We start from the raw sequence: 21,414 nt of genomic DNA, 5'->3' as shown, positions 1-21,414 counted from the left end.
CCGCTAGGCCCATATTGTCTCAACCCTGCGCCAAACCGTTGCAAAAGCGTATTAGATCGATCATTACACTATGAACTACCGAAGCGTTAGCAATCTTTGCGATCAACTGGTCCAATGGACGCATGAGCTTCCACGGGATCTCGACCTTATCGTAGGAGTTCCCCGCAGCGGGCTGCTGGTCGCCAATCTCCTCGCCCTCTATACAAACGTGCCCATGTCCGACGTGAAGGGCTACCTGGATGGCAGGATTCTCAGCACCGGCCCGAGATTCAAGGGTCGCAAGATCGATCTGAAGCGCGAGGGGCTCAAGGTCCTGGTCGTTGATGACAGTCTCAGGTCCGGGGGCCAGCTTTCGAAGGTGAAGCAAAGCCTGAGCGAACTAAGTCGGAAGCACACTATCCTGTACGGTGCCGTCTACGTCCGCCCGGGGACTCAAACCATGGTGGACTACGCTTGCGAGCTGCTCGATACGCCACGCGTATTCGAATGGAACATACTGCACCACGACCTGCTGGAGGAATCATGCGTGGACATCGATGGGGTGCTTTGCCGCGACCCGAGCGAAATGGAGAACGACGACGGCGACCGGTACCGGGACTTTATCTCGTCAGTGCCTCCTTTCAACCTGCCAAGCCAGCCGATCGGTCGACTCGTCACCTGCCGCTTGGAGAAGTACCGGGACCTCACGGAAGCGTGGCTCGAAAAGCACGGCGTGGTCTACAAGGAGCTCGTCATGATGGATCTGCCCGACGCCCAGGCCCGGCGCAAGGCTCGCTCCCACGGGTCGTACAAGGCCGAGGTCTACAAACGAACCCGATCGCGCCTTTTCATCGAGAGCTCCATCACCCAAGCCATCGAAATCTCAAATGCCTCCGACATGCCTGTCTTCTGCATGGATACGCGCCAGATGATCTATCCCGGCGTGGAGCCCGGCATCAGCAAAGCCAAGCTCTCCAGCAGGGTTCACTGGTTCCTCTTAAACGCTCGCCGACACCTGAGTCAGATGATTCGCAAACCGGGCCTAGCGAAGTAGCGACGTAGATTTGATCGACAACCGAAGCCCGAACCAACGATCCCATAGCCGATGAAACGCGCTCGAACCACACCCATGCCTTTGATTCTACGCCTTGTCACCGCATTGACGTTTGGATACGCCTGTGTCCATGCCGCCGAGACCTCCCATACCAGCATCCCGATTCTTCCAAGAGACATCATAAGCATCACGGTCTTCGACGAACCCGGTCTGTGCATCGAAGAAAGTCAATTGGACAACGTAGGGAAAGTTTCCATACCGCTGCTCGGTACGGTCACGATCGGCGGTCTCACAGTGCAGGATGCCGAGCAGCTCATCGAAAAGCTGTATCTCGACAGAGACATTCTCAAGCGCCCAAAGGTTTCGCTAGCGATCGACGAACGTTATCTGCACGAGGTTTCGGTAGTGGGTGAAGTCAACGACCCGGGCGTGATTCGGTTTCCCCTCGCAACGGAAAACATGGGCATCCTGTCCGCCATCGGCAGAGCTGGTGGTACATCCCGCCGCGCCCAAGCCAGCGCGGTGCGCGTGACTCGTCGGGCCGAAAACGGCGAGGAACAGGTCTTCGTGGTCGATGTCGCCGCCTTGCTCAAGGGCACCGACAAGCGTGAGGAGTTTCGCGTGCGGCCAAACGACGTCATTTTCGTTCCGGAAAGCGTATTTTAAAATCACCTACACGATAGGAAAACATGCCTGATACATCATCAACATCCGACTTTCGCAACCTGATGCTCGCTATTCGCGAGCGTTGGGTCAGCTCCGCCCTGATCGCGCTGAGCGTCTCACTGCTTCTCGCTTCCTACCTGCTCACACGGCCAGCGGAGTACGAAACCAGCGCCGGGCTTCTCGTCGAGCGCTCGAAGGAGATGGTGCTCAACGTGGAACAGGTGGTGAACACCGAAGTGGAGCAGGACTTTCTGGACTCGTTTCTGAGCACTCAGATCGAGCAGCTGACCACGTCGTCCTTTCTCGCCGAGGTCGCGAAATCGTTTTCCGAGGAGGAACTGGAGCTGGTCCTCGCGAGCTACGGACTGATCCCAGGAGAAGGCCCACCGCAGACGAACCTGCTGAAGACCGTCAAGAACGAAGCGAAACGCTACCTGAGCATGCTCGTTCCACAAACGGAAGCTCCGCCCAAGAGCATCGAAGAAAAGGCGGCTAGCCTGCTGAACGAAACGGTTCGGGTGGGGCGAGTCAAAGACACCATGTTTGTCCGAATCACCGTCACCCACCGCAATCCGTTCGCCGCCCAACTGATCGCTGACCGCATGGCGAAGGTCTATGTCGACGGCCTGGCGAGATCCAACGATTCGAGTATTGAGACTGCGAATACATTTCTTGCCCAGAAGTCCGAAGATCTTGGGTCGGAGATCGCCAGCCTCGAGTCGAGGATGCAAAGCTACCGTCTCGAAAACAACCTAGTAGCCCTCAAGGACAAGCAGAACATCGTCATCGAGCGCTTGAGACAGTTGGACGACGCTCACACCAAGGCCCGCCTGAAACGGATCGAGCTCACCTCGCAGCGTCAGCAGATCGACGCCATCTACCAGGACGGCGACCTGCAAAAGCTCGCTGCGGCCACCCAGTCTCCGGAAATGATGGAAACGCAACGAGAGCTCGACCTAAAGCTGGTCGAGCGCGGCGTGCTCTCCGAACGCTACGGAAAAGCGCACCCGGCCATGATTGGAAATCAGGATGCCATCAATTCGCTGAATTCCGTGCTCGACGAGCAAGCGAAAGCAATCCACAGCATCGCCACCCTGCAGCTAGAAAAGGCGATCGAGGACGAGGAACGACTTCGCGAGGAGTTGACCCAGGTCGAGCAGGAATCGCTTCGCCTGGACGAGCTCGCCGCTGGATACGAAGCGCTGGAGCGTCAACTTGAAACCACCAAAGCGACCTACCTGAAAGTGCTGGAGCGCAAGCAGGAAACCGATCTGGCCAAGCAGCTGGACGAGCCGAACGTGAAACTCGTGGATCCCGCCTCCCTACCGATCAAGCCTGTTTCACCCAACCTCGGGCTGGTGCTCATCGTATCCGTCGGGCTGGGTGGCTCCCTCTTTCTGGGCTTCCCAGTGGTATTGGCAAGCATCGACGGGCGCATCAAATCCTACAGCGAAATCGGACACTCGGAAAACCGAGAGCTGCTCAGCGAGATACCTCGATCGCGGGGCATCCGCCGGCGCGACCGCGATCTCATCGTGGCCCACCAGTCCGCCCAGCCGGTGCTGGAATCTTTTCGCAGCATCCAATCCAACATCTCACCGGCGGAAACGGTAGCCTTCTCCAAGACCTACCTGGTCACCAGCACTGTGCCAGGCGAAGGCAAGACCTTCGTGGCAAGCAACTTCGCGTCGTCCTGCACTCAATACGGGAAAAAGACGCTGCTGGTCGACGCGGACTTTCGCCGCCCTTGCCTGCACAAGATCTTCGGCTTGAAGAACGATCGCGGCATCATTCCGAAACTGCACAACCCGCACGCACTGGTGAACTCCGACCCACTGACCGATCCCGATCTCGGCTTGGTGGAAGTGCAGCCCGGACTGTGGCTGCTCCGCTCCGGAGCCGTCAGCTCCAAGCTTCTGGAGAATCTCGCCACCAGCGAGCTCCCGCACCTCTTGCGCACCCTGCGCAGCGCCTTCGAAGTGGTGATCCTCGACACGCCTCCGGTAGGCGTCTTCCCAGATGCGGAAGGGCTCGCTCGCTACTCGGACGAGATCCTCTACATCTGCCGCTTCAACAAAGCGGACAGCAGCTATGTGCAGAAATCTCTGGCTCGTTTCGAGCAACGGCAAAAACGATTTATTCGCATCATCATGAACGGAATGCCGAGAAACCGCTCCGGCTCCTCGTACTACGCAGGCTACAGCTACGCGTATGCGCAAAAGAAATACGCATACTGATCGCGCTTCGGTCGATCCAATCGCGTGAAATCGGTACCGCTCCCATTCGATAGGACGCGGGGCTCGAACAGTCGCTTCGGAGCGTCCCTGCCCGCTAAGGCGACTCTTCCCAGATCAGTTCCCGTATCCAGATCGGCGCCTTGGGTTTCGTTTCGCTTTCCCCTTCCTGCGTATCCAAAAAGCCGGACACGGGAGCACTGGTATCGATCAGTCTAAGGGCGAAGTCGTAGGCCTTCACCGTCAGACGACCGCTTCCAGGAAAGCTCAAGCGAAACTCGATCGGCTCCACCACCACCGGCCAGCGGCCTCGTTCGAGGATGGCTTTCGCCTGTGCGGTCGGATCGCTGGAGTCCGTTTTCTCCATAGCAAAGCCTTTGTTGTACGCATCCGCCACCGAGCTCACGAGCCAGCGCTGCCCGCCGTCGGGCTGGGGGCCGCTTCTCACCATGGCGAAGGCGATCCACGGCGCTGGACTGGTCAGCTCGAATCCATCCGACCAGCGCCAGGAGCCGCCATGCAAAGGACCGACGTAGGCCTTGGCGGTCGGCGTGTCGATGACCAGACGCTCGTTTTCCCAATCCCACAACACCGCTTCGCCTGATCGGACTTGCCCCGTCCCTGGCTGCGGATTCCGTCCCTCGCTCCAGTGTTCGCCGGCCACGTCGTCGAAGACGATCCTGGCCCCTTGCTCGAAGGCGGCGTTGCCCACGCTGGGCCCGCTGGCGAACTCGTAGCTGAAGATCGAATCCGGCCCGAAATGGTACCTCACGGGTTGAGGCCCGGCTGGCAGACGGTTCTGCAAAAAGAACCGTCCAGCGATGGCCATGGCGGAGGTCATCACCGGGTCGCTCTGATGATGAACCGCGCTCCAATAGTGCTCAATCGTTGGATACGGCATGTCAGCGAGCAGGTACGAAAGGTCGCTAGCCTTGTCCCCTTGCCAGTAGTGAAAGAAAACGGCATCCCAATCCTGCCAGGAGGCCAAGGCAGCCAGCTTGTGAGGATACTCCGCTCGGAAAGGGCTGGGACGGGCGCGGTTCGTTTCGTAGATGATGGTAGGCTTTCCGTGCACCGTCAGGCTGTCCATGACGCTCGCGGAGGGGCGTTCGCCAAGCTCGCTTCCCATGGTCCAGAAATAGTTTCCAAAGCTGGCAACATCGCTACGGCTTTGCGAATAGAGCCAGGGGATGCTGTGCCGATACTGGGTGTCGAAGCTAAACGGCGCGACCGCCACGCCGACTCCTTCGGGAGCCTGGGCCCGAGCGTGGGTCCGCAGGGTCTGGTAATGCCGGTCAGCCAGCTCGATCACAAAGCGCACGAAGTCCGAGGCGCGCTGTTCGGAGAAGCCCTGGCGCTGCGCGAAACTCGGCCCCAGTCGCACCGCTCCCCAAGTCTCACCGTCGCTGAGAGCGTCCCACGCCTGCAGCAGCTCGCCTTCGGATCGATAGCGCTCGAGCACCCAAGCGTTCCATCGCTGGCGCAGCTTCGATCGGAAGTACTCCGGCCAGCTCTGGTAGTCTCCTTCAAGCAGGCGGGGCACGAAACCGAATTCGTTGTTCAGCTCCCAAATAGCGATCGCCTCCTCTTCCGCGTATCGACGATTCGTATACGGATTCACGTGATTCAACACGTTTTCGATGTGGGCCAGACGGGCCTCAAGCAGACGCTCGTCCACAAATGCGAACAAGCGCGGCCCGTTGGACACTTCGCTCGCTGCGATGGCCCCCTTCCACTGCTCCCAATCCTCCCCTTGAGAGACGAAGGAATCATCCGCTAGCAAGGCATGTACCGGCACCATGCCCATCAGTTGCGTTGCCATGATGAAGATGCCGCTCTCCTTCATGTCGGCCACCGCGCGGTCCAAGGTATCCATCTCCGAGCCATCGCCAGGAACGATGGCCGGCAACTTGCCCGCGCCACCGAACCGAGAATCGTAACCCCCTACACCCATGGGCCACAGCCTCCATGCGTTGAAGCCCATCTTGCGCAGCCTGTCCGCGTCGCCTCGTCCCAAGGTGCCCCACAAGCGCAAGCGCTCGCCCCCATAGGACAGATGGCCATTCTCCACTGTAGTGTATACGCCACTACGAGGCTTTATCGCGTGATCGAATAGCGAATGCCGTTCCTTCTCCGGCAGCCCCACGCTTAAGCGGGGCCTGTTCGCCTCATCCGCCGCGGCTCCAGCGATGGCCAGACCAGGGCGGGCTCGGACTGTGAGGTGGAAAGCAGCAGTTTCGTCGGCGTCCGCCAGCCGATCCCGCAAGAGCTCCGACAACCCCGTCACCGTGAGCGCTCCCTGAGAGAAGGACCAGGCCATGCGTTTCCCTTCGACTTCCACCGACGCGATCGGCATGGGATTTCCCCCGCTGTTTCGCGCAGCGAGCACGAGCCAGGCCTCCCGTAAGTCCTTGCTGCTGGGACAGATTCGCCAGAGGGCGTCGGGATCGACCTCGAACTCCAGCTCGATGGGTTCGCCGCCTCCGGAGAGTATCCAGTCTTCGCTCCGCTCGCGCCGAGTCTCGCTGGACGAGAGGTTGACCTGAGTCGCCTCTCCGCTGAGTTGGGCCAGGAATCCGAAATTGGCCTCGGATCCGTCCAACCAGCTTGCGACCATCGATCCAAAACCGGGAACGATCAGTGGCCCCGCGAGCAGAGCGTTCCCTCCCGACGACCACCGGCTGAAGGGGTCGTCCGAGTAGTCTACCGATTTCCTCAAGCCATCCCAAAGGACGAGCTGGGAATCGAGCCCATTGTCCGTCCAGGAGGCGTTTTCGTTCCAAGGCTTCAGCATTCTGTAGAACCTCATGCTCGCCGGCCCTTCCCGCTCCACCCATTGCACGTGCGCGTGAAACTCCGCCCATTCGACGGAATGCCCCCTTGGCAAATGCGATAGATCCGGAAGGAAAAGCCCTTGATGCCAGCTATGGCTCCGCAGCTGCACCGCGCTGCTGCCCGTATCCGATCTGTCATCACCATGCAAAATGGAGGTATCGATGCTCATCGGGGCCACATACGGCTCCGCGATAGCGCTCAGCTTTATGAGCAAATAGGGGGCTTGGGCGCCCGCTTGCCAGTCCGCAGGCAGACGCCTCTCCCTCGCCGCCTTCAACTGTATCGGAAAGGAAACGACCTCGCGCCCGTCCGCTGCCGATTCGCTCATCGAAAGCTGGCTCGGCGTCTCAACCGGTTCCACGCCCCGAGCCGCCACCAGGCCGATCAGTCCAAGCCCCGCGACGAAGCGCTTCGCCAAACGGCTCGCCCAGCTGAGACGTCGATTCGCCCCAGAACTGCGCGCAGTCCGTATTGATTTCCTCGTGACAACCGAAGCGCCCAGCCTGGCAGGATGCTTCGCCGCTGCTCTCGAGCCGCCGCTCCTCTCCGCCATATCGCTCGCTGTTTTCATTGCGTTCAACCAGATTGAATCAACCTCGGCGACCCAGTAGCAGGACTCCCGCCAAATCAAGCGAAACCTCCTGCCATGACCTTCGTACTCACCCGAGTACGCCTTCGTATTTTTCGTCGGGATACAGCGAGGCATATCGGCGAGTCGGAGCCGGCTCCGAAAAGATGAACGTCGAAGACGCTTGAGCGTGCAGCGTTTATCAATACCGTGTTGGAAACCGTCGCCCACTCCGAAAACCCGAGGACCGTCCCGCTTTACGCTGGGCAGTCCTAGCAGATCGCGCTAAGGGCATACACTAGCTTATGAATATCCTGATCGTAGACGACGAATCGAATATCCAGAAGACCACGTCCCTGACCCTCAAGACCATGGGGCACAAAGCCCTGAACGCCTACAACGGCAAGCAGGCTTTGAGAATTGTGGAGGAGGACCGAGTCGACGCCATCTTCCTCGACCTCCGCCTTGAGAGCGAAAACGGATTGGAGGTCTACGATCGGATTCGCGAGGCCGGTCACGACATGCCAGTGATCATGTTCACCGCCTATTCCTCCGTGGAGACGGCGATCGAAGCCACCCGCAAGGGAGTCTTCGACTACGTGCCCAAGCCATTCGTACCCGAGCAGATTCGCCAGGCGCTCAAGAAACTGGAGGAAAAGAGCAAGCTGGTTTCCCGTGTCAAGGAGTTGGAGACCATACTCGCCACCACCGATCCCGTTCTCATCTTCGAATCCAAGGAGCCGAGCATGCAGGACCTCTACGCCATGGCGGACAAGGCCGCCAGATCGGACGCCAACATTCTTCTGCTTGGCCCCAGCGGCACTGGCAAAACGGTATTGGCTCGGCGGATACACGAAGCCAGCGATCGCAGCAGCGGTCCCTTCGTAGTCGTGCATTGTCCCAGCCTCTCCAAGGAGCTGCTGGAGAGCGAACTGTTCGGACATGTCAAAGGAGCCTTCACCGGAGCCGTCAAAGACACCTGGGGAAAGGTCGACGCCGCGGATGGAGGCAGCTTGTTTCTGGACGAGATAGGCGACCTCCCGCTGGAGATCCAGGCCAAGCTGCTCCGCCTGCTGCAGGATTTCAGCTACGAGCGCGTGGGGGAAACCAAGACCCGCAAGTCGAACGTGCGCATCATCGCCGCCACCAACCGCGACCTCAAGGAAGCGGTGGACAAGAAGGCGTTTCGCGAGGACCTCTACTACCGCTTGAACGTGATCGCTCTCCAGCTGCCCGGTCTTGCGAACCGACGAGCCGACCTACCCGCCTTGATCGATAGCTTCCTCGAGTTTCACGCCAAGAAGATCGGGCGCGACAAGATCGAGCTGGACGACGCGGCCCGCGCCGCCCTGCTCTCCTACGATTGGCCCGGCAACCTGCGCGAACTCAACAACATGATCGAGCGCTGCATCATCCTCAGCGCCGGCAAGCGCATCACCCTGAACGATCTCCCATCCAACTTGGCGACGAACTCCGGAAGCAAAACGTCAGTGGTGGCCAGCGTCGGCAGCCAAGTGAGTCTCCAGGAGCTGGAGGAAGCCCACATCCGAGCGGTGCTGGAACACACGGACAGTCTGGAAAACGCGGCAAACATCCTAGGCATCGACACCGCCACCCTGTACCGCAAACGCAAGAAGCTAGGCCTTCTCTAAGCGATGCTACGCCTGCGACTCTACATTGGGATGCTGCCGGTGGCGGGGCTTCTCATCGCGATCTGCCTGTATTCCGTATACAACTACAAGAAGCTCAACGATCGACTGGAAGCCCTTCAAACCGTTCACTACACCACGGTATCCGAAATCGAGCGCCTGCTTTCCTCCACCGCCCAAATCGGCCGAGCCATTCGCCTGAACCAGTTCGACAAGAACGAGAGCGCTCAGGAGATCTACCAGGAGAACAGAAGCGTGCTCAGCGAGTGGAAGCCTTCTCCGGACAGCAGCAACCCGCGGGAGTTCGACCTCGCCGAGCTGGTCGCCCAGCTGGAGGCGCTGGCGATCGACCAGTTCGCCGACGAGGTCGATCTGCAGGAGGTCGATCAGCTCATTCCCCTGCTGGCGGCGATCGAAGACAATGGCCGAGCCGCGATCGCCGACCGCAACGCCACCATTCTCGCGATCAACCAATCATTCCAGGAGCAGGCCCGGACCCACTACTACGTGGTGCTCGGAGGCATTTTGCTTGGCATCGGGCTGATGGCGTGGGCCGCGTATTCACTCAGCCAGCGCATCCTCACACCGATCGATTCCTTAGCCCAGTTCGCCTCGCGACTGGCCGACGACGATTGGGAAACCGACTTCAAGCCCAGCAGCAAGGATGAGATTTCGGGTCTGGAAGAGGCCTTTCTGGAAATGGCTCAGCGCATCCGCCTCTACAAGCGAGAGACCGACAAGAAGATCCTGCGCACCCGACGGCGCATGGAGGAGTGTTTCAGCAACCTGCCCTACCCCGTCTTCTTCATCAATTCGAAGCGAGACATCGTCTACCGCAACCCCTCCGCCAAGGAATTGATCGACGAACTGGATTGGCAAAGCTCGTTCCCACCTTCGATCAACGCTCGCATCGAGCGAGTCTTCGGCACCGGCGAAGAGATGGTGACCACCGAATTCGACGAAACCATCACCTTCAAGGTCGACAATCACCCGCAGCACTACCTGCCGACCGTCCTGCGTATCGACAGCGAGGATACCGAGGAAATCGAGTGCGCCCTGATTCTGCAAGACATCACCCAGCTGCGCCTCTCCGACGAGCTCAAGAGCGACATGGTCGCCACCATCAGCCACGAGATCAAAACGCCCGTAACCGGAGCGAACATGGCCCTGCACCTCCTGCTCGAGCAGGGGATCGGCAGCTTAAACGAGGACCAGCGCGAGATGCTGGAAACCGCGACCGAAGATCTGCGACGCCTGCAGCGCCTGCTTGAGCACCTGCTGCAGATCGCTCGACTGGAGCGAAAGTCCCCGTCGCTCAACACCACTCCCGTGCGCCCCGCCCGCATCGTGCAAACCGCCATCGAAGCGCATGCCCACCACGCCGCCAGCCAGTCCATCACCCTCAGAGCCCAAGTGGAGGCCAATCTGCCGCAGGTGCTGGCGGACCCCAACATGATCGACGTGGCCCTCTCAAATTTCATTTCGAACGCCATCAAGTACGGCGGAGCGAACTCCCGCATCGACATCTACGCTAGGCTCGGACGCGACGATCAAGTGCAGATCGGAGTCCTCGACGAGGGGCCCGGCATCCCGGATGAGGACGTGGACAAGGTTTTCGAAAAATTCTACCGCTCCTCCAAGCACGACTCGGTGAAGGGCATCGGTCTCGGCCTCTCCATCTGCAAGGACATCGTCGCCGCCCACGGCGGTTCCGTCGGCTGCCGCAATCGCCCCAGCAAGGGGGCCGAGATGTTCTTCTCCTTGCCCAAGCACGAGAGCGATGCCTCTCGCCCCTCGAGCTGATCCAGGCCGCTCCCAGCCCTGCGTCCAGGGCAATCAGGCAAAATGCATGGTGACCCCCGCGATTCCAATGCTTCTTGCATGGCGAACCAGCGGCTCTCCCCTTGCCGAAGGTGTGGCGCGAAATCCGCAATAGGCCACCCGAAATAACCACGCCCTTTCACTTAAAGGAGGAGAAAAATGCTAGAAGAATCGAAAACGATCATCTCGAAGGATGACAGCTACACGACGCAAGGTCGAGAACGCGGTAGGATCGCGATGATCTCCACCCACGGCTACGTCGCCGCGGAGCCCCCGCTCGGCATGCCCGATACGGGCGGGCAGGTCGTCTTCGTTATCGAACTCTCCAAGATGCTTGCCGAACTCGGATACGTCGTCGACATCTGGACCCGCCAATTCGACGACCAGCCCGAACGCGAGAAGGTTGCCGAAAACGTCGAGATCCGGCGCGTCCCCTGCGGTGGTCCGGACTTCATTCCAAAGGAATACCTCTACAAGAGCCTTACCGAATACACCAGCAAAGCGAAGAAGATCATCGCCGAGGAGAACATCTCCTACGACTTCATCAACAGCCACTACTGGGACGCCGGTCTGGTGGGTCAATCCTTGTCGCAACATCTGGAAACGCCTCATGTGCACACGCCGCACTCCATCGGCTCGTGGAAGCGCAAGCAGATGGAGGAGGACTTTCCCGAAGATAAGGCAGCCTTCGAAAAGACCTACAACTTCACCGAACGCATTCGAAATGAACAAGCGATCTATCGGGAGTGCGACACCCTCGTAGCCACCACGCCAATACAAGTCGACCTGTTCGAAAGCGACTACGACATTTCGTCCAAGAAGATCGTCATGATTCCACCCGGATACGATGACAGCCGCTTCTACCCGGTCAGCGCAGCCTCGCGAGAGGTCATCCGCGACCACATGGGATTCAGCGGCAAGCAAGTGGTGACCTCCATCGGGCGACTCAGCCGCAACAAGGGCTTCGACCTACTGGTGGACGCCTTCGCCGTCGCCGCGGAACGCAACCCGAACGCCTACCTCTTCATGGCCTTGGGCACCGAGACCGACGAGACCACCGAGGACCCCATGCTGGAGGAGATCGTCGCCAAGGTGAAGGATCACGGCATCGAGGATCGCGTCACCATCGGTTCCTCCCTGCCCGACGACGCCATGGCAGACTTCTACCGCGCCAGCGACGTCTTCTGTCTTCCGAGTCGCTACGAGCCGTTCGGCATGACCGCAGTGGAGGCCATGGCTTGCGGCACGCCTACCGTGGTGACCACCAACGGCGGTCTGTACCGGACCTTGGTATACGGATCCGAAGCCTTGTACGCCGACTCCTTCGACCCGCACGACTTCGGCCTGAGCATCGCCAAGATTCTAAAGTTCAAGAACCTTTCCGACCGACTCTCCGACAAAGGCGCCCACAAGGCCAGAAGCCTCTTCACCTGGTCCGGCATCGCCCAGCAGCTCATCAATGCCGTGCACGCCAGCAAGGCGCCGAAACTCAGCTTCGTATAGCTTCCCACAAGGATCAGCATTCAAGACCAACGACACAACGAAACTTCACACACGGCATCGCCTCTCCCCCAAGGGAGGGGCGAGCCCCTTACGGCTACACCCATGCCTCCTTCAGAAAAACCGATTCGCCTCCTCTCAACCGACATCGATGGAACGCTGCTAGGCAACCCCACGGCGCTCCTTCGTTTCAACGCCACCTGGAAGTCGCTCGACCCAGAGAAGCGTCCCCTGCTTTGCTACAATACCGGCAGGCTGCTCGACGACCTGCTGCAGCTCATCGAAAAGGAGCCGCTGCTCGAGCCGGACTTCATGATCTGCGGCGTAGGCACCTGCGTGTACGATTGCAAGAAAGGCGAAAAGCTCAAAAGCTTCAGCAACATCCTGGAGGAGGGCTGGGACCTGAAGGCGATCGACAGCATCCTGCGCAAAAACGAGGTCACCGACAAGCAGCCGATGCGCTACCAGAACGCCTACAAGTCGAGCTGGTACCTGAACAACGCCGACCAGGATCGTATCCACGATCTCGAGACAGCGCTCGATTCGAATGGTCTCGAGGTAAACGTCATCTACTCGTCGAATCGCGATCTCGACGTCATCCCGAAGTACGCCAACAAGGGTAACGCCTTGGCCTGGCTGCTTAAGAAGCTCGGCATCCGACGCGACGAGACCCTCGTCGCTGGCGACACCGGAAACGACAGCGCCATGTTCCACAAGCGTGGCGTGCGAGGCATCGTGGTGGGCAACACCCAGCCCGAGCTCCACGAAGCCACCGTGGGCCTCCCGGTCTATCGAGCCCAAGGCGTTTGCGCCGACGGCGTGCTGGAAGGACTGCTCCACTATGGAGTGATCTCCGAAATCGTCGAGGTTCCAGAAGCGCAAACGCCGAAGCCGAGCGACACCAGCATGCAGCCGCGCATGCGGCAGATCCTTCAGCAGGAGGACTGTCAAACGCTGAGCGACAAGGATCGCGAGTATTTGACCGAAGGATACCACCAAGCGGTTGAAGGCCTGAGACGGTGCATGACCCCCATCGGCTTCGCCGCTTGCTCCCCCACCGACAACAGCACCTCCGGCACCGACGCGAACTACCGCAGCGTGTGGGCTCGCGACGGCTCCATCACCGTGATCGGCAGCCTAGGACTGCGCGATCCCGACATCCAACGCTGCCAGCGAGCGACCTTGGAGACTCTGCTCGAGCACATTTCCATTCCCGGCCAGACCCCGGCCAACGTTTCCCTCGACACCCAGGAGGCGGACTACTCCGGAGTCGGTGGAATCTGCTCCATCGACAGCGGCATCTGGCTCATCATCGCCTGCTTCGAGTATTCCCGACACTACAAGGATATCGATTTCATCCGAAAGTGGCGCTCCGTGCTCCAACGCACCATGGACTGGCTGAGCGCCCACGACTCCAATAACGACGGCTTGCTTGAAATCCCCGAAGCGGGAGACTGGACCGACCTCTTCGGTCGAAGCTACAACGTGCTCTACGACGAGTGCCTCTGGTTCCGAGCCAACATCTGCTACGGTCGAATGCTCGAAATGAGCGGAGAATGGCAAATGGCGGGCGACTACCTTCGATGGGCATCCGTAATCAAAAAGTCGATACTGGAGAAATTCTGGCCATCCACCCTCGCCCGAGAAAACGGCGTCTACAGCTTCGCCGATCAGCAATCCTCCATCGGCGACACCCAGTACCTGATCGCTCAGGTCACTCCTTTCGACTTCGATTGGCGCTGCGACGTCTACTCGAACATCCTCGCCTTTCTCTTCGACGTCATCAATATCGAGCGAGCGCAGAAGGCGTTTCGCTTCATGTGGGGTGTCGGAGTGAACAATCCCTTCCCTGTATCCAATCTTTACCCACCTGTTCAAGCTGGCGATCCAGGCTGGCGGGACTACTACACGGTAAACTTGCTGAACCTACCAAACCACTACCACAACGGCGGCATCTGGCCGTTCATCGGAGCTCAATGGGTCCGTTTCATCAACAAGCTTGGCATACGTGACCTCGCCGAAAAGGAGCTGATGAACGTCGCGAGAATAAACGAACAAGGCGTCACGCGCGCCTGGGAATTCAATGAATGGGCCCACGGGGAGACGGGGATCCCCATGGGCAAGGCTGTGCAAGCCTGGTCTTGTTCGGAATTCATCCATGCCTGCCATGAACTCAAAATCGTAAAGCCCTCATGAATCAAACGCCCCCAAAACAGCAACCGCAGGTCGCCTGCTTCGGCGAAATCCTCTGGGATTCCATGCCGCACGGGCTCTTCATTGGCGGAGCCCCTTACAACGTCGCCTACCACCTGGCTCGACTCGACCAACCGACCCTGCTCGTCTCAGCCGTCGGGAGCGACGAACTGGGAAAGCTAGCCCTCGAGAAAGCGAAGGACTCTGGAGTCGACGTTTCCTGTATCCAAATTTCGGACATCTATCCAACTGGCATCGCCGACATCTTCATCAACCAGGACAACGATGCGGACTACGATATCCGCAAGCCGGCAGCGTGGGATTTCGTGGAGCTAACGCAGCTGGTGGAGGAGAAAGTGGCCAACTGCACGGCTCTGGTATTCGGCACCCTGGCCTCTCGCTCCAGCGTCACGCGGGCTACCTTGTTCTCGCTGCTCGAGGGCTTCAAAGGCCTCACGGTCTGCGACGTCAATCTGCGCAAGCCCTACGACGATCGCGACCTGGTGCTTTCCATCGCCAGCAAGGCTCAGGTCGTCAAGCTCAACGAGGACGAGCTCTACACGCTCAGCCAGCTCAACTCGGACACCACCTCGCTGGAACAAGCTCTCAACACCTTCAAGGATCTGGTCGGCGCCCAGATGATCTTCCTCACGAGAGGAAAGGATCCAGCGGTCTACTTCGATGGGACCCGCATGATATTCGCCTCGCCGCCAGATCGTGGCGACGTAGCGGATACCGTGGGGGCTGGCGATGCCTTCACCGCCGCCATCATCCAAAGCATGCTCTATCAGAACGACGTGGAAACGAGCCTGGATCGCGGCGTTCGCCTTGGGGCCTACGTGGCTACGCAGCACGGAGCCCAGCCGATCTACGAGCCCGAAGCCGCCATGGCCTAGGAAAGGCGAGAAAGCGAAACCATCTACAAGGGGGCTGCCACTGTGGCAGCCTTTTTTTCGGGCCCTAGGCCTTCAGCTCCGCTTTGTGGTCCTTGGCGATCAGCATGTACACCGACGGCACGATGAACAGGGTGAAAAGCGTGCCGATGGCCATGCCGTTTACCAAAACCAGACCGATGGAGTTTCGGGCCGCCGCCCCAGCGCCGCTTACGAAGATCAGCATGATGTGGCCGAACACGGTCGCCGCGGTGGTCATCAGAATCGGCCGCAGACGGGTGCGCGCCGACTCGCGAATGGCGTCCAGCTTCGACTTGCCCTGCCGCTGCAGCACGTTGGCGAATTCCACGATGAGAATCGCGTTCTTCGCCACCAAACCGATCAGGGTGATCATGCCCACCTGCGAATAGATGTTCCAACTGGTGGTCCAGCCCCAGGTCCAGTTCGGCACCCAGCCGTCCCCTGGAGCTCGAAGCGAGGTGAAGATCAGGGCTCCGAACATGGCGAGCGGCGTCGATCCAGCCAGGATCACCAGCGGATCGCGGAAGGAATTGAACTGCGCGGCGAGCACCAGGAAAATCAGCAGCAAGGCCATGCCAAAGAGCTGCACGAATCCGCCGCTGGCAGTGCGGAGCTGGCGCGACTCGCCTCCGTAATCCACGACGTACCCAGTAGGCATGACCTCGTCCGCCAAGCTTTCCAAGGTCTTGAGCGCCTGGTCCAAGGGCACCATGGGAATGCCGCTGATCTTGACCGCGTTGAGCTGGTTGAAGCGATTCAGCGAGCGCGGTTCGGTGGAGTTTTCCACCGTGGCAAACGTGGAAAGCGGCACCAGCTCCCCTTGCGGGCCCGTGACATGGATGTTCGCCAGCTGGTCGGGACTCAGTCGCTCCATGCGCTTGATCTGAGGGATGACCTTGTAGCTGCGGCCTTGCTTGCTGAAGCGGTTCACGTAGCCGCCGCCAAACATGGCTCCCATGTCCGCTCCGACTTGCTGCATGTCCAGACCCAGCGAGGTCACCAGATCGCGATCGAGCACGATCTCGGACTGAGGCAGATCGATCTTCAAGTCGATCTCCGGCGGCATGGCGAACAGACCGGTTTGCCCGGCCCGAGTAGCGATTTCCTTGGCCACCTCGTAGATCTCCTCCGTTTCCGCGGTCGATGCGATGATGAACTCCACCGGGAAATTGCTCGCCCCTGGAAGGGCCGCCGGAAGGATGGGAAACATGGTTACCCCCGGCAAGCTGCTCAGCCCCGGAAAGAGCTCCTGGCGGATCTCGAAAATGGTGCGCTCCCGCTCGCCCCATGGCTTGGCGATCATGCCTCCGAAGCCGCCTCCCGGAGTGGTTATCTGAAAGGATTGCTCGTATTCGGGCACGCTTTCAAAGGTCTCCTGAATCCGGTCCGTGTAGAGCAGGGTTTGCTCTAGCGTGGCGTTGGACGGTCCTTGCACCACGCCGAAGACGATGCCTTGGTCCTCCGCAGGCGCCAGCTCAGTGGTCATGGTTGACAGAAAGAGCATCGGCAAGGTCAGGACGCTCAATCCGATCCACATCACGTAGACCGCCGGTCGCGCTTCGAGAGAGCTGTCCAGCAATCGCCCGTAGAGGTTTCGCAAGCGGTCGAAGCCGCGGTTGATGGCCCCTGCGAGCCCTTTCTCCTCGCCCTCCTGCGTCAAAAGCAAAGAAGCCATCATGGGCGATAGCGTGAGGGCGACCACCCCGGAGATCAGAACCGCTCCCGCCAAAGTGATGGCAAACTCGCGGAAGAGCGAACCCGTCAAGCCGCCGCGAGCGGCGATCGGGGTGTACACCGCGGCGAGCGTCAGCGTCATGGCGATGATGGGCCCCACCAGCTCTCGAGCGCTCAAGATGGCGGCATCCACCGGGGTTTTCCCTTCCCGCAGATGTCGCTCTACGTTCTCCACCACCACGATGGCGTCATCCACCACCAGACCGACCGACAGCACGATAGCCAACAGGGTGAGCAAGTTCACGCTGAAGCCGAATACCTGCATCAGAAAAACGGCCCCGATGAGCGACACCGGAATCGCGATCACCGGCACGAGCACGGTGCGGATACGTCCTAGGAAAAGAAAGATGACGATCACCACTACCGCCAAGGTTTCGCTCAGCGTGCGGATCACCTCGTTGATCGCATCGTCGATGTATTCAGTGGCATCATACGCGACTCCTCCCGTGAAGCCCACCGGGAATCGCGTTTCCAGCTTCTCCAGCTGGGCCGTCACACGATCGATCACATCAAGCGAATTCGCTGTGGGCAGCACCCAAATCCCCATAAACACGGCCTTCTCGCCCGAAAAGCGAACATCCGAGTCGTAGTTCTCCGCCCCCAGCACCACGTCCGCGACTTCCTCCAGCCGCACGATGGAAGCCCCGTCCTCCTTGATGGGAAGCGCTTTGAAATCATCTACCGTGGTCAGGTTGGTATTGGCGGTGAGGTTCACCTGAATGTAGCTGCCTTTGGTCTGGCCAAGAGCCGAGAGGTAGTTGTTTCGGGCCAGGGCCTGACGGATGTTCGAGGGGCTCACGTCCAAGGCCGCCATGCGATCGGGCTTGAGCCAGATGCGCATCGCATAGGTGCGCCCTCCAAGAATGTCCGCTTTCTGAACGCCTGGCACCGCAGTGAGAGCGGGCTGAACCACGCGCACCAGATAATCGGTCACTTCGTTGGCTTCCAGAAGATCGGATCCAAATCTTAGATACATCTGAGCGAACTGCGAGTCCGCGGTGGCGATGTTGATGATCGGCACTTCCGACTCCGGAGGCAGATCGGCCCGTACCTGATCGACTTTGGAGGAGATCTCCGCTAGGGCTTTGGTCGGATCGTAGTTGAGTTTCAAGCGCGCGGTGATGGTCGACATGCTTTGCGTGCTCGATGACTCCAAATAGTCGATACCATCCGCCGATGCGATAGCGCGCTCCAACGGACTTGTGATAAAACCGCGCACCAATTCCGCGTTGGCTCCTATGTAGACGGTCGTCACGGTCACGGACGCGTTTTCGCTTCGCGGATACTGGCGCACCGTGAAGTCGCCCGAGCCGCTAAACGCGTTGTAGATCGCCTGCCCACCCGCGATGAGAATAACGAGATTGACCACGATGGCCAAAACCGGACGACGTATGAAAATGTCGGTGAAACTAGATTTCATCCTAAAATATCTCGGTGTTTCGTACTTCGTACCCTAAATTCGGATACTCAGCTGTCGCTCACGCTCGGCGTCAACGACAGCTCGGGATGATCCGTGTTATCGACCATGATGGGACGGCCGTTGCTCAGTTTGAAGGCTCCCATGGATACGACAGGTTCGCCCGCCTCCAAGCCGCCAAGCACCGCCACGTAGTCTCCTCGCGTCTCGCCAAGGCGAACGAATCGCTGCTCGGCGATCAGGCCGGACTGCCCTTCCTGCTTGGATTCCACCGCCACGAAAACGGTGTCGCCAAAGGACTGGTAGAAGACCGCGGTGACGGGGATGACCACTACCGACCGGGTTTCCGGTCGCACCACCTCGACTTCGGCGAACATGCCCGGTCGCAGGAGATCGCTAGCGTTCTCCAGCGTGGCCTGCACCGTCAAGGAGCGTGTCGCGGGGTCGATCTGCGGGCTGATAGCCGTGATCTTTCCCTCGAACTCGCGCTCTGGCCAGGCGTCCGCCTTGACCCGGACGGTGTAGCCGATCTCCGCCTTGCTCAGCTGCTGCTGCGGCAAGGAAAAATCCACGTGGATCGGATCGAGCGACTGAAGGGTCACGATCGGGTTGCCCGGAGCGATGACCTCGCCTAGATCGACCTGCCGAATTCCGAGACGGCCGGTGAACGGAGCGCGGATCGACTTCTTGGCGATGGCCGCTTTGATGTTGTCCACCTGAGCTTCCGCCTGCAGGGCGCTGGCCCGGGCGGAATCGTACTCCGACTGCGAGATGGTTTCCTTGCGGCGCAACTCTTCGGCCCGCTTGTAGCTGATGTTAGCCAATTCCGCCGAAGCCTCCGCTGCCCGGAGCTGGGCTTGCTCGACGGACGAGTCAAGCTCCACCAGGAGATCCCCCGCCTCCACGATCGCTCCCGATTCGAAGGCGATTTTGCTGACCAACCCGGAAATCTCGGTCGAAACCACTACGCCTTGATCCGCCCTCAAGGATCCGACCACCCGCACGCTCTCCTCCCATTCCTGCAGCTCGGCGGCGTGCGTCGACACCGCAGTGGGCGGAAAGGCCGCCGGGGCCATGCCCGAGAACTGCTTGCCTTTGATCAGAACGATCACCGCGACGATCGCTGCCAAACCGAGAAAAGAAAGGAAGACTTTGAGTTTCATAGGAAGAGTGAGGGATAAAAAGGCTCAGGTGGTCGGAGATCCAACCGAAAACGAATAAGGCGATCTCCTGCGTTCAAAGAAAAGGACACCTCCCTAGACTCGCCCATGCGAACTTGAAACTAAAAAGTTTCGCCAGCCTCCACTCTCTTCTCCTAATCCCAGCGATTATCGTCGCTAAATCGGTTGGCGCGCTATCCGCTCCGCACTCCGGCGTCTGACCTACTTCCACGCTCCGCGAGCGAAACGCCTCCTATGACCGCCACTCAAATCGCCATCGCTATCGCCGCCATCCTGTACCTCGCTTTCATGGCCGTCACACGTCGTCGCGTCTCATTCGACGAGTTCGCTACAGCTGGACGTAGCATGGGCCCTTGGCTCACCTTCGCAGGCCTCGCCGCCACCTTCGTGGGTCCCGCCATGACCATGGGGCTCACCCGCGCCGGCTACCAAGTTGGCTGGCTCTATCTTCCTTGCGCCATCCTAGCCGGGACCAACCTCCTGCTCATCTCCCAATACGTCGCCCAACCGATGCGGAGCAAATTCGCCGGGGCTCGATCGCTTGGCGAGGTGACCGCCGGCCCTAAATCGCACAACAGCAAGACGGTACGGCTGCTTATCGCATGTATCGGCTTTTCACTCACAGCCGCCATTTCCATCGTCATGAGCAAAGCCAGCGGGGAGCTGCTCAACCACGCTTTCGGCTTGCCTCGGATCTGGGGAATCCTACTCGGCACCGGACTTGTGACCGCCTACTCCTGTCGCGGCGGGATTCGTGCCACCATGCAGACCGACGCAGTGCAGCTATGCGGATTCGCTCTGCTCGTGCCCATGCTTCTGGTTTGCATGGTCGCCTCGCCAGAATTCTCCTGGACCGCCTGGAAGCAAAGCTCGCTTCAGTCCACTCAATCCGCCTTCGACTCCCACTCCACGATCGCCTTCTTCAGTCTTTTCGTGTTCTGGTTTCTTGGATCCGGCTTCGATCCGACCAACGTAAACCGTATTCTATCGGCCCGAAGTCCTTCCGTATCCAAACGTTCGATGCGTCGAAACGGCTTTTTCGTCATCGTTTGGATGAGTGTCATGTACCTGCTCGGTACCATTGGCCAATCCGTGGCGCCCGCCCTGCCCATCAACGATCAGATCATTCTCGCGCTCGGACAAACCTACTTCGGCAGCATCCTCTACGCCCTTTTCATCGTGGCCATGCTCGGCGTGATTCTATCCACGCAGGACAGCATGTTGAACGGGGCTTCCGTGCTGCTGGCCAACGACATCGCTCGCTGCATGCGACCAAAGCTCACCGAGCGTCAGCAATTGAGAATAGCGGTGCTATCCACCCTCGCTCTGGGCGTCCTCTCGGTATCGGTCTCCTTTCTCGTCGATTCCATACTCCAAGCGATCATCTTCATCTGGTCCGTTTACACTCCCTCGGTCGCTCCCGTTGTCATCGCCTCCCTTTATCTCGAAAAGCCAAAACCGTTTCCCGCCATCGTATCCATAATCTCAGGATTCTCCATCAGCAGCTCCATCGTCTTTTCCGGTTATTCCTCCCATATTCCAGCCGTGTTCGCTGGCTTGCTGGCCAGCTCGGCCGCCTACCTCATCGCCCATCGAAGCGTCAGGAAATCCGTACTGAAAGAGAAGGAGCCCTGCCACGTCCGTTTGTCTTAAGAAGGTTTACGCGATT

12 protein-coding genes are annotated in these 21,414 nt (G+C 59.5%); 9 read left to right on the top strand and 3 right to left on the bottom strand.

What is annotated here, in order from left to right:
* Positions 1-70 precede the first annotated feature (70 nt).
* Genes QEH54_RS16620 through QEH54_RS16610 form a run of 3 tightly spaced genes read left to right on the top strand, consistent with a single transcriptional unit; the run spans position 71 to position 3,936 of the window.
* A complete protein-coding gene (locus QEH54_RS16620) occupies positions 71-1,033 on the top strand; it encodes a phosphoribosyltransferase family protein (RefSeq protein ID WP_309019834.1) in 963 nt (320 codons plus the stop codon).
* A gap of 51 nt (positions 1,034-1,084) precedes the next feature.
* Positions 1,085-1,699 carry a polysaccharide biosynthesis/export family protein gene (locus QEH54_RS16615; protein WP_309019833.1) on the top strand — a complete coding sequence of 205 codons (615 nt, stop codon included), beginning with the start codon at positions 1,085-1,087 and terminating at the stop codon, positions 1,697-1,699.
* A gap of 23 nt (positions 1,700-1,722) precedes the next feature.
* Positions 1,723-3,936, top strand: coding sequence for a polysaccharide biosynthesis tyrosine autokinase (locus QEH54_RS16610; RefSeq protein ID WP_309019832.1), 2,214 nt, complete (start codon positions 1,723-1,725; stop codon positions 3,934-3,936).
* A gap of 94 nt (positions 3,937-4,030) precedes the next feature.
* Here QEH54_RS16610 and QEH54_RS16605 read toward each other — a convergent pair whose 3' ends face one another.
* Positions 4,031-7,186, bottom strand: coding sequence for a beta-galactosidase (locus QEH54_RS16605; RefSeq protein ID WP_309019831.1), 3,156 nt, complete (start codon positions 7,184-7,186; stop codon positions 4,031-4,033).
* A 455-nt stretch (positions 7,187-7,641) separates the two neighbouring features.
* Here QEH54_RS16605 and QEH54_RS16600 point away from each other — a divergent pair, with 455 nt between their 5' ends.
* The 5 genes from QEH54_RS16600 to QEH54_RS16580 all read left to right on the top strand — a co-directional run bounded on the left by QEH54_RS16600 (position 7,642) and on the right by QEH54_RS16580 (position 15,395).
* Positions 7,642-8,988: a sigma-54 dependent transcriptional regulator gene (locus QEH54_RS16600; RefSeq protein WP_309019830.1), complete on the top strand. Its 1,347-nt coding sequence runs from the start codon at positions 7,642-7,644 to the stop codon at positions 8,986-8,988.
* A gap of 3 nt (positions 8,989-8,991) precedes the next feature.
* Positions 8,992-10,788, top strand: coding sequence for an ATP-binding protein (locus QEH54_RS16595; RefSeq protein ID WP_309019829.1), 1,797 nt, complete (start codon positions 8,992-8,994; stop codon positions 10,786-10,788).
* 177 nt (positions 10,789-10,965) lie between these two features.
* Positions 10,966-12,309 (top strand): glycosyltransferase, encoded by a 1,344-nt coding sequence (locus tag QEH54_RS16590; RefSeq protein WP_309019828.1) that lies wholly within the window; start codon positions 10,966-10,968, stop codon positions 12,307-12,309.
* Positions 12,310-12,411: 102 nt separating this feature from the next.
* The gene (locus tag QEH54_RS16585; RefSeq protein WP_309019827.1) at positions 12,412-14,502 is read left to right on the top strand and encodes an HAD-IIB family hydrolase; all 2,091 of its coding nucleotides are present in this window, start codon (positions 12,412-12,414) and stop codon (positions 14,500-14,502) included.
* Entirely contained in the window at positions 14,499-15,395 is an 897-nt protein-coding gene (locus QEH54_RS16580) for a carbohydrate kinase (RefSeq protein WP_309019826.1), read from the top strand. Before QEH54_RS16585 ends, QEH54_RS16580 begins: the two co-directional genes overlap by 4 nt.
* Before the next feature lie 64 nt (positions 15,396-15,459).
* Here the strand turns inward: QEH54_RS16580 and QEH54_RS16575 are convergent, their stop codons facing one another.
* Both QEH54_RS16575 and QEH54_RS16570 read right to left on the bottom strand, forming a co-directional pair.
* Positions 15,460-18,567, bottom strand: coding sequence for an efflux RND transporter permease subunit (locus QEH54_RS16575; RefSeq protein ID WP_309019825.1), 3,108 nt, complete (start codon positions 18,565-18,567; stop codon positions 15,460-15,462).
* 47 nt (positions 18,568-18,614) lie between these two features.
* On the bottom strand, positions 18,615-19,727 hold the full coding sequence (locus QEH54_RS16570; RefSeq protein WP_309019824.1) for an efflux RND transporter periplasmic adaptor subunit: 1,113 nt from the start codon (positions 19,725-19,727) through the stop codon (positions 18,615-18,617).
* 252 nt (positions 19,728-19,979) lie between these two features.
* On the opposite strand from QEH54_RS16570, the gene QEH54_RS16565 reads away from it, so the two are divergent.
* Positions 19,980-21,398, top strand: a complete 1,419-nt coding sequence (locus QEH54_RS16565) for a sodium:solute symporter family protein (protein ID WP_309019823.1) — start codon at positions 19,980-19,982, stop codon at positions 21,396-21,398.
* The last annotated feature ends 16 nt before the right edge of the window (positions 21,399-21,414 follow it).

Origin of the sequence: Pelagicoccus sp. SDUM812003, from assembly GCF_031127815.1 — a bacterium.
Lineage (GTDB): Bacteria > Verrucomicrobiota > Verrucomicrobiia > Opitutales > Opitutaceae > Pelagicoccus.
Note: the sequence above shows the minus strand (reverse complement) of the source record. Positions and strands in the feature narration are given on the sequence as shown.

Excerpts from the sequence above, each read along its gene's own strand:
- QEH54_RS16590 (WP_309019828.1), top strand. The coding sequence starts at position 10,966 with ATGCTAGAAGAATCGAAAACGATCATCTCGAAGGATGACAGCTACACG.
- QEH54_RS16585 (WP_309019827.1), top strand. The coding sequence starts at position 12,412 with ATGCCTCCTTCAGAAAAACCGATTCGCCTCCTCTCAACCGACATCGAT.
- QEH54_RS16575 (WP_309019825.1), bottom strand. The coding sequence starts at position 18,567 with ATGAAATCTAGTTTCACCGACATTTTCATACGTCGTCCGGTTTTGGCC.
- QEH54_RS16570 (WP_309019824.1), bottom strand. The coding sequence starts at position 19,727 with ATGAAACTCAAAGTCTTCCTTTCTTTTCTCGGTTTGGCAGCGATCGTC.
- QEH54_RS16600 (WP_309019830.1), top strand. The coding sequence starts at position 7,642 with ATGAATATCCTGATCGTAGACGACGAATCGAATATCCAGAAGACCACG.
- QEH54_RS16620 (WP_309019834.1), top strand. The coding sequence starts at position 71 with ATGAACTACCGAAGCGTTAGCAATCTTTGCGATCAACTGGTCCAATGG.
- QEH54_RS16565 (WP_309019823.1), top strand. The coding sequence starts at position 19,980 with ATGACCGCCACTCAAATCGCCATCGCTATCGCCGCCATCCTGTACCTC.
- QEH54_RS16615 (WP_309019833.1), top strand. The coding sequence starts at position 1,085 with ATGAAACGCGCTCGAACCACACCCATGCCTTTGATTCTACGCCTTGTC.
- QEH54_RS16610 (WP_309019832.1), top strand. The coding sequence starts at position 1,723 with ATGCCTGATACATCATCAACATCCGACTTTCGCAACCTGATGCTCGCT.
- QEH54_RS16580 (WP_309019826.1), top strand. The coding sequence starts at position 14,499 with ATGAATCAAACGCCCCCAAAACAGCAACCGCAGGTCGCCTGCTTCGGC.
- QEH54_RS16595 (WP_309019829.1), top strand. The coding sequence starts at position 8,992 with ATGCTACGCCTGCGACTCTACATTGGGATGCTGCCGGTGGCGGGGCTT.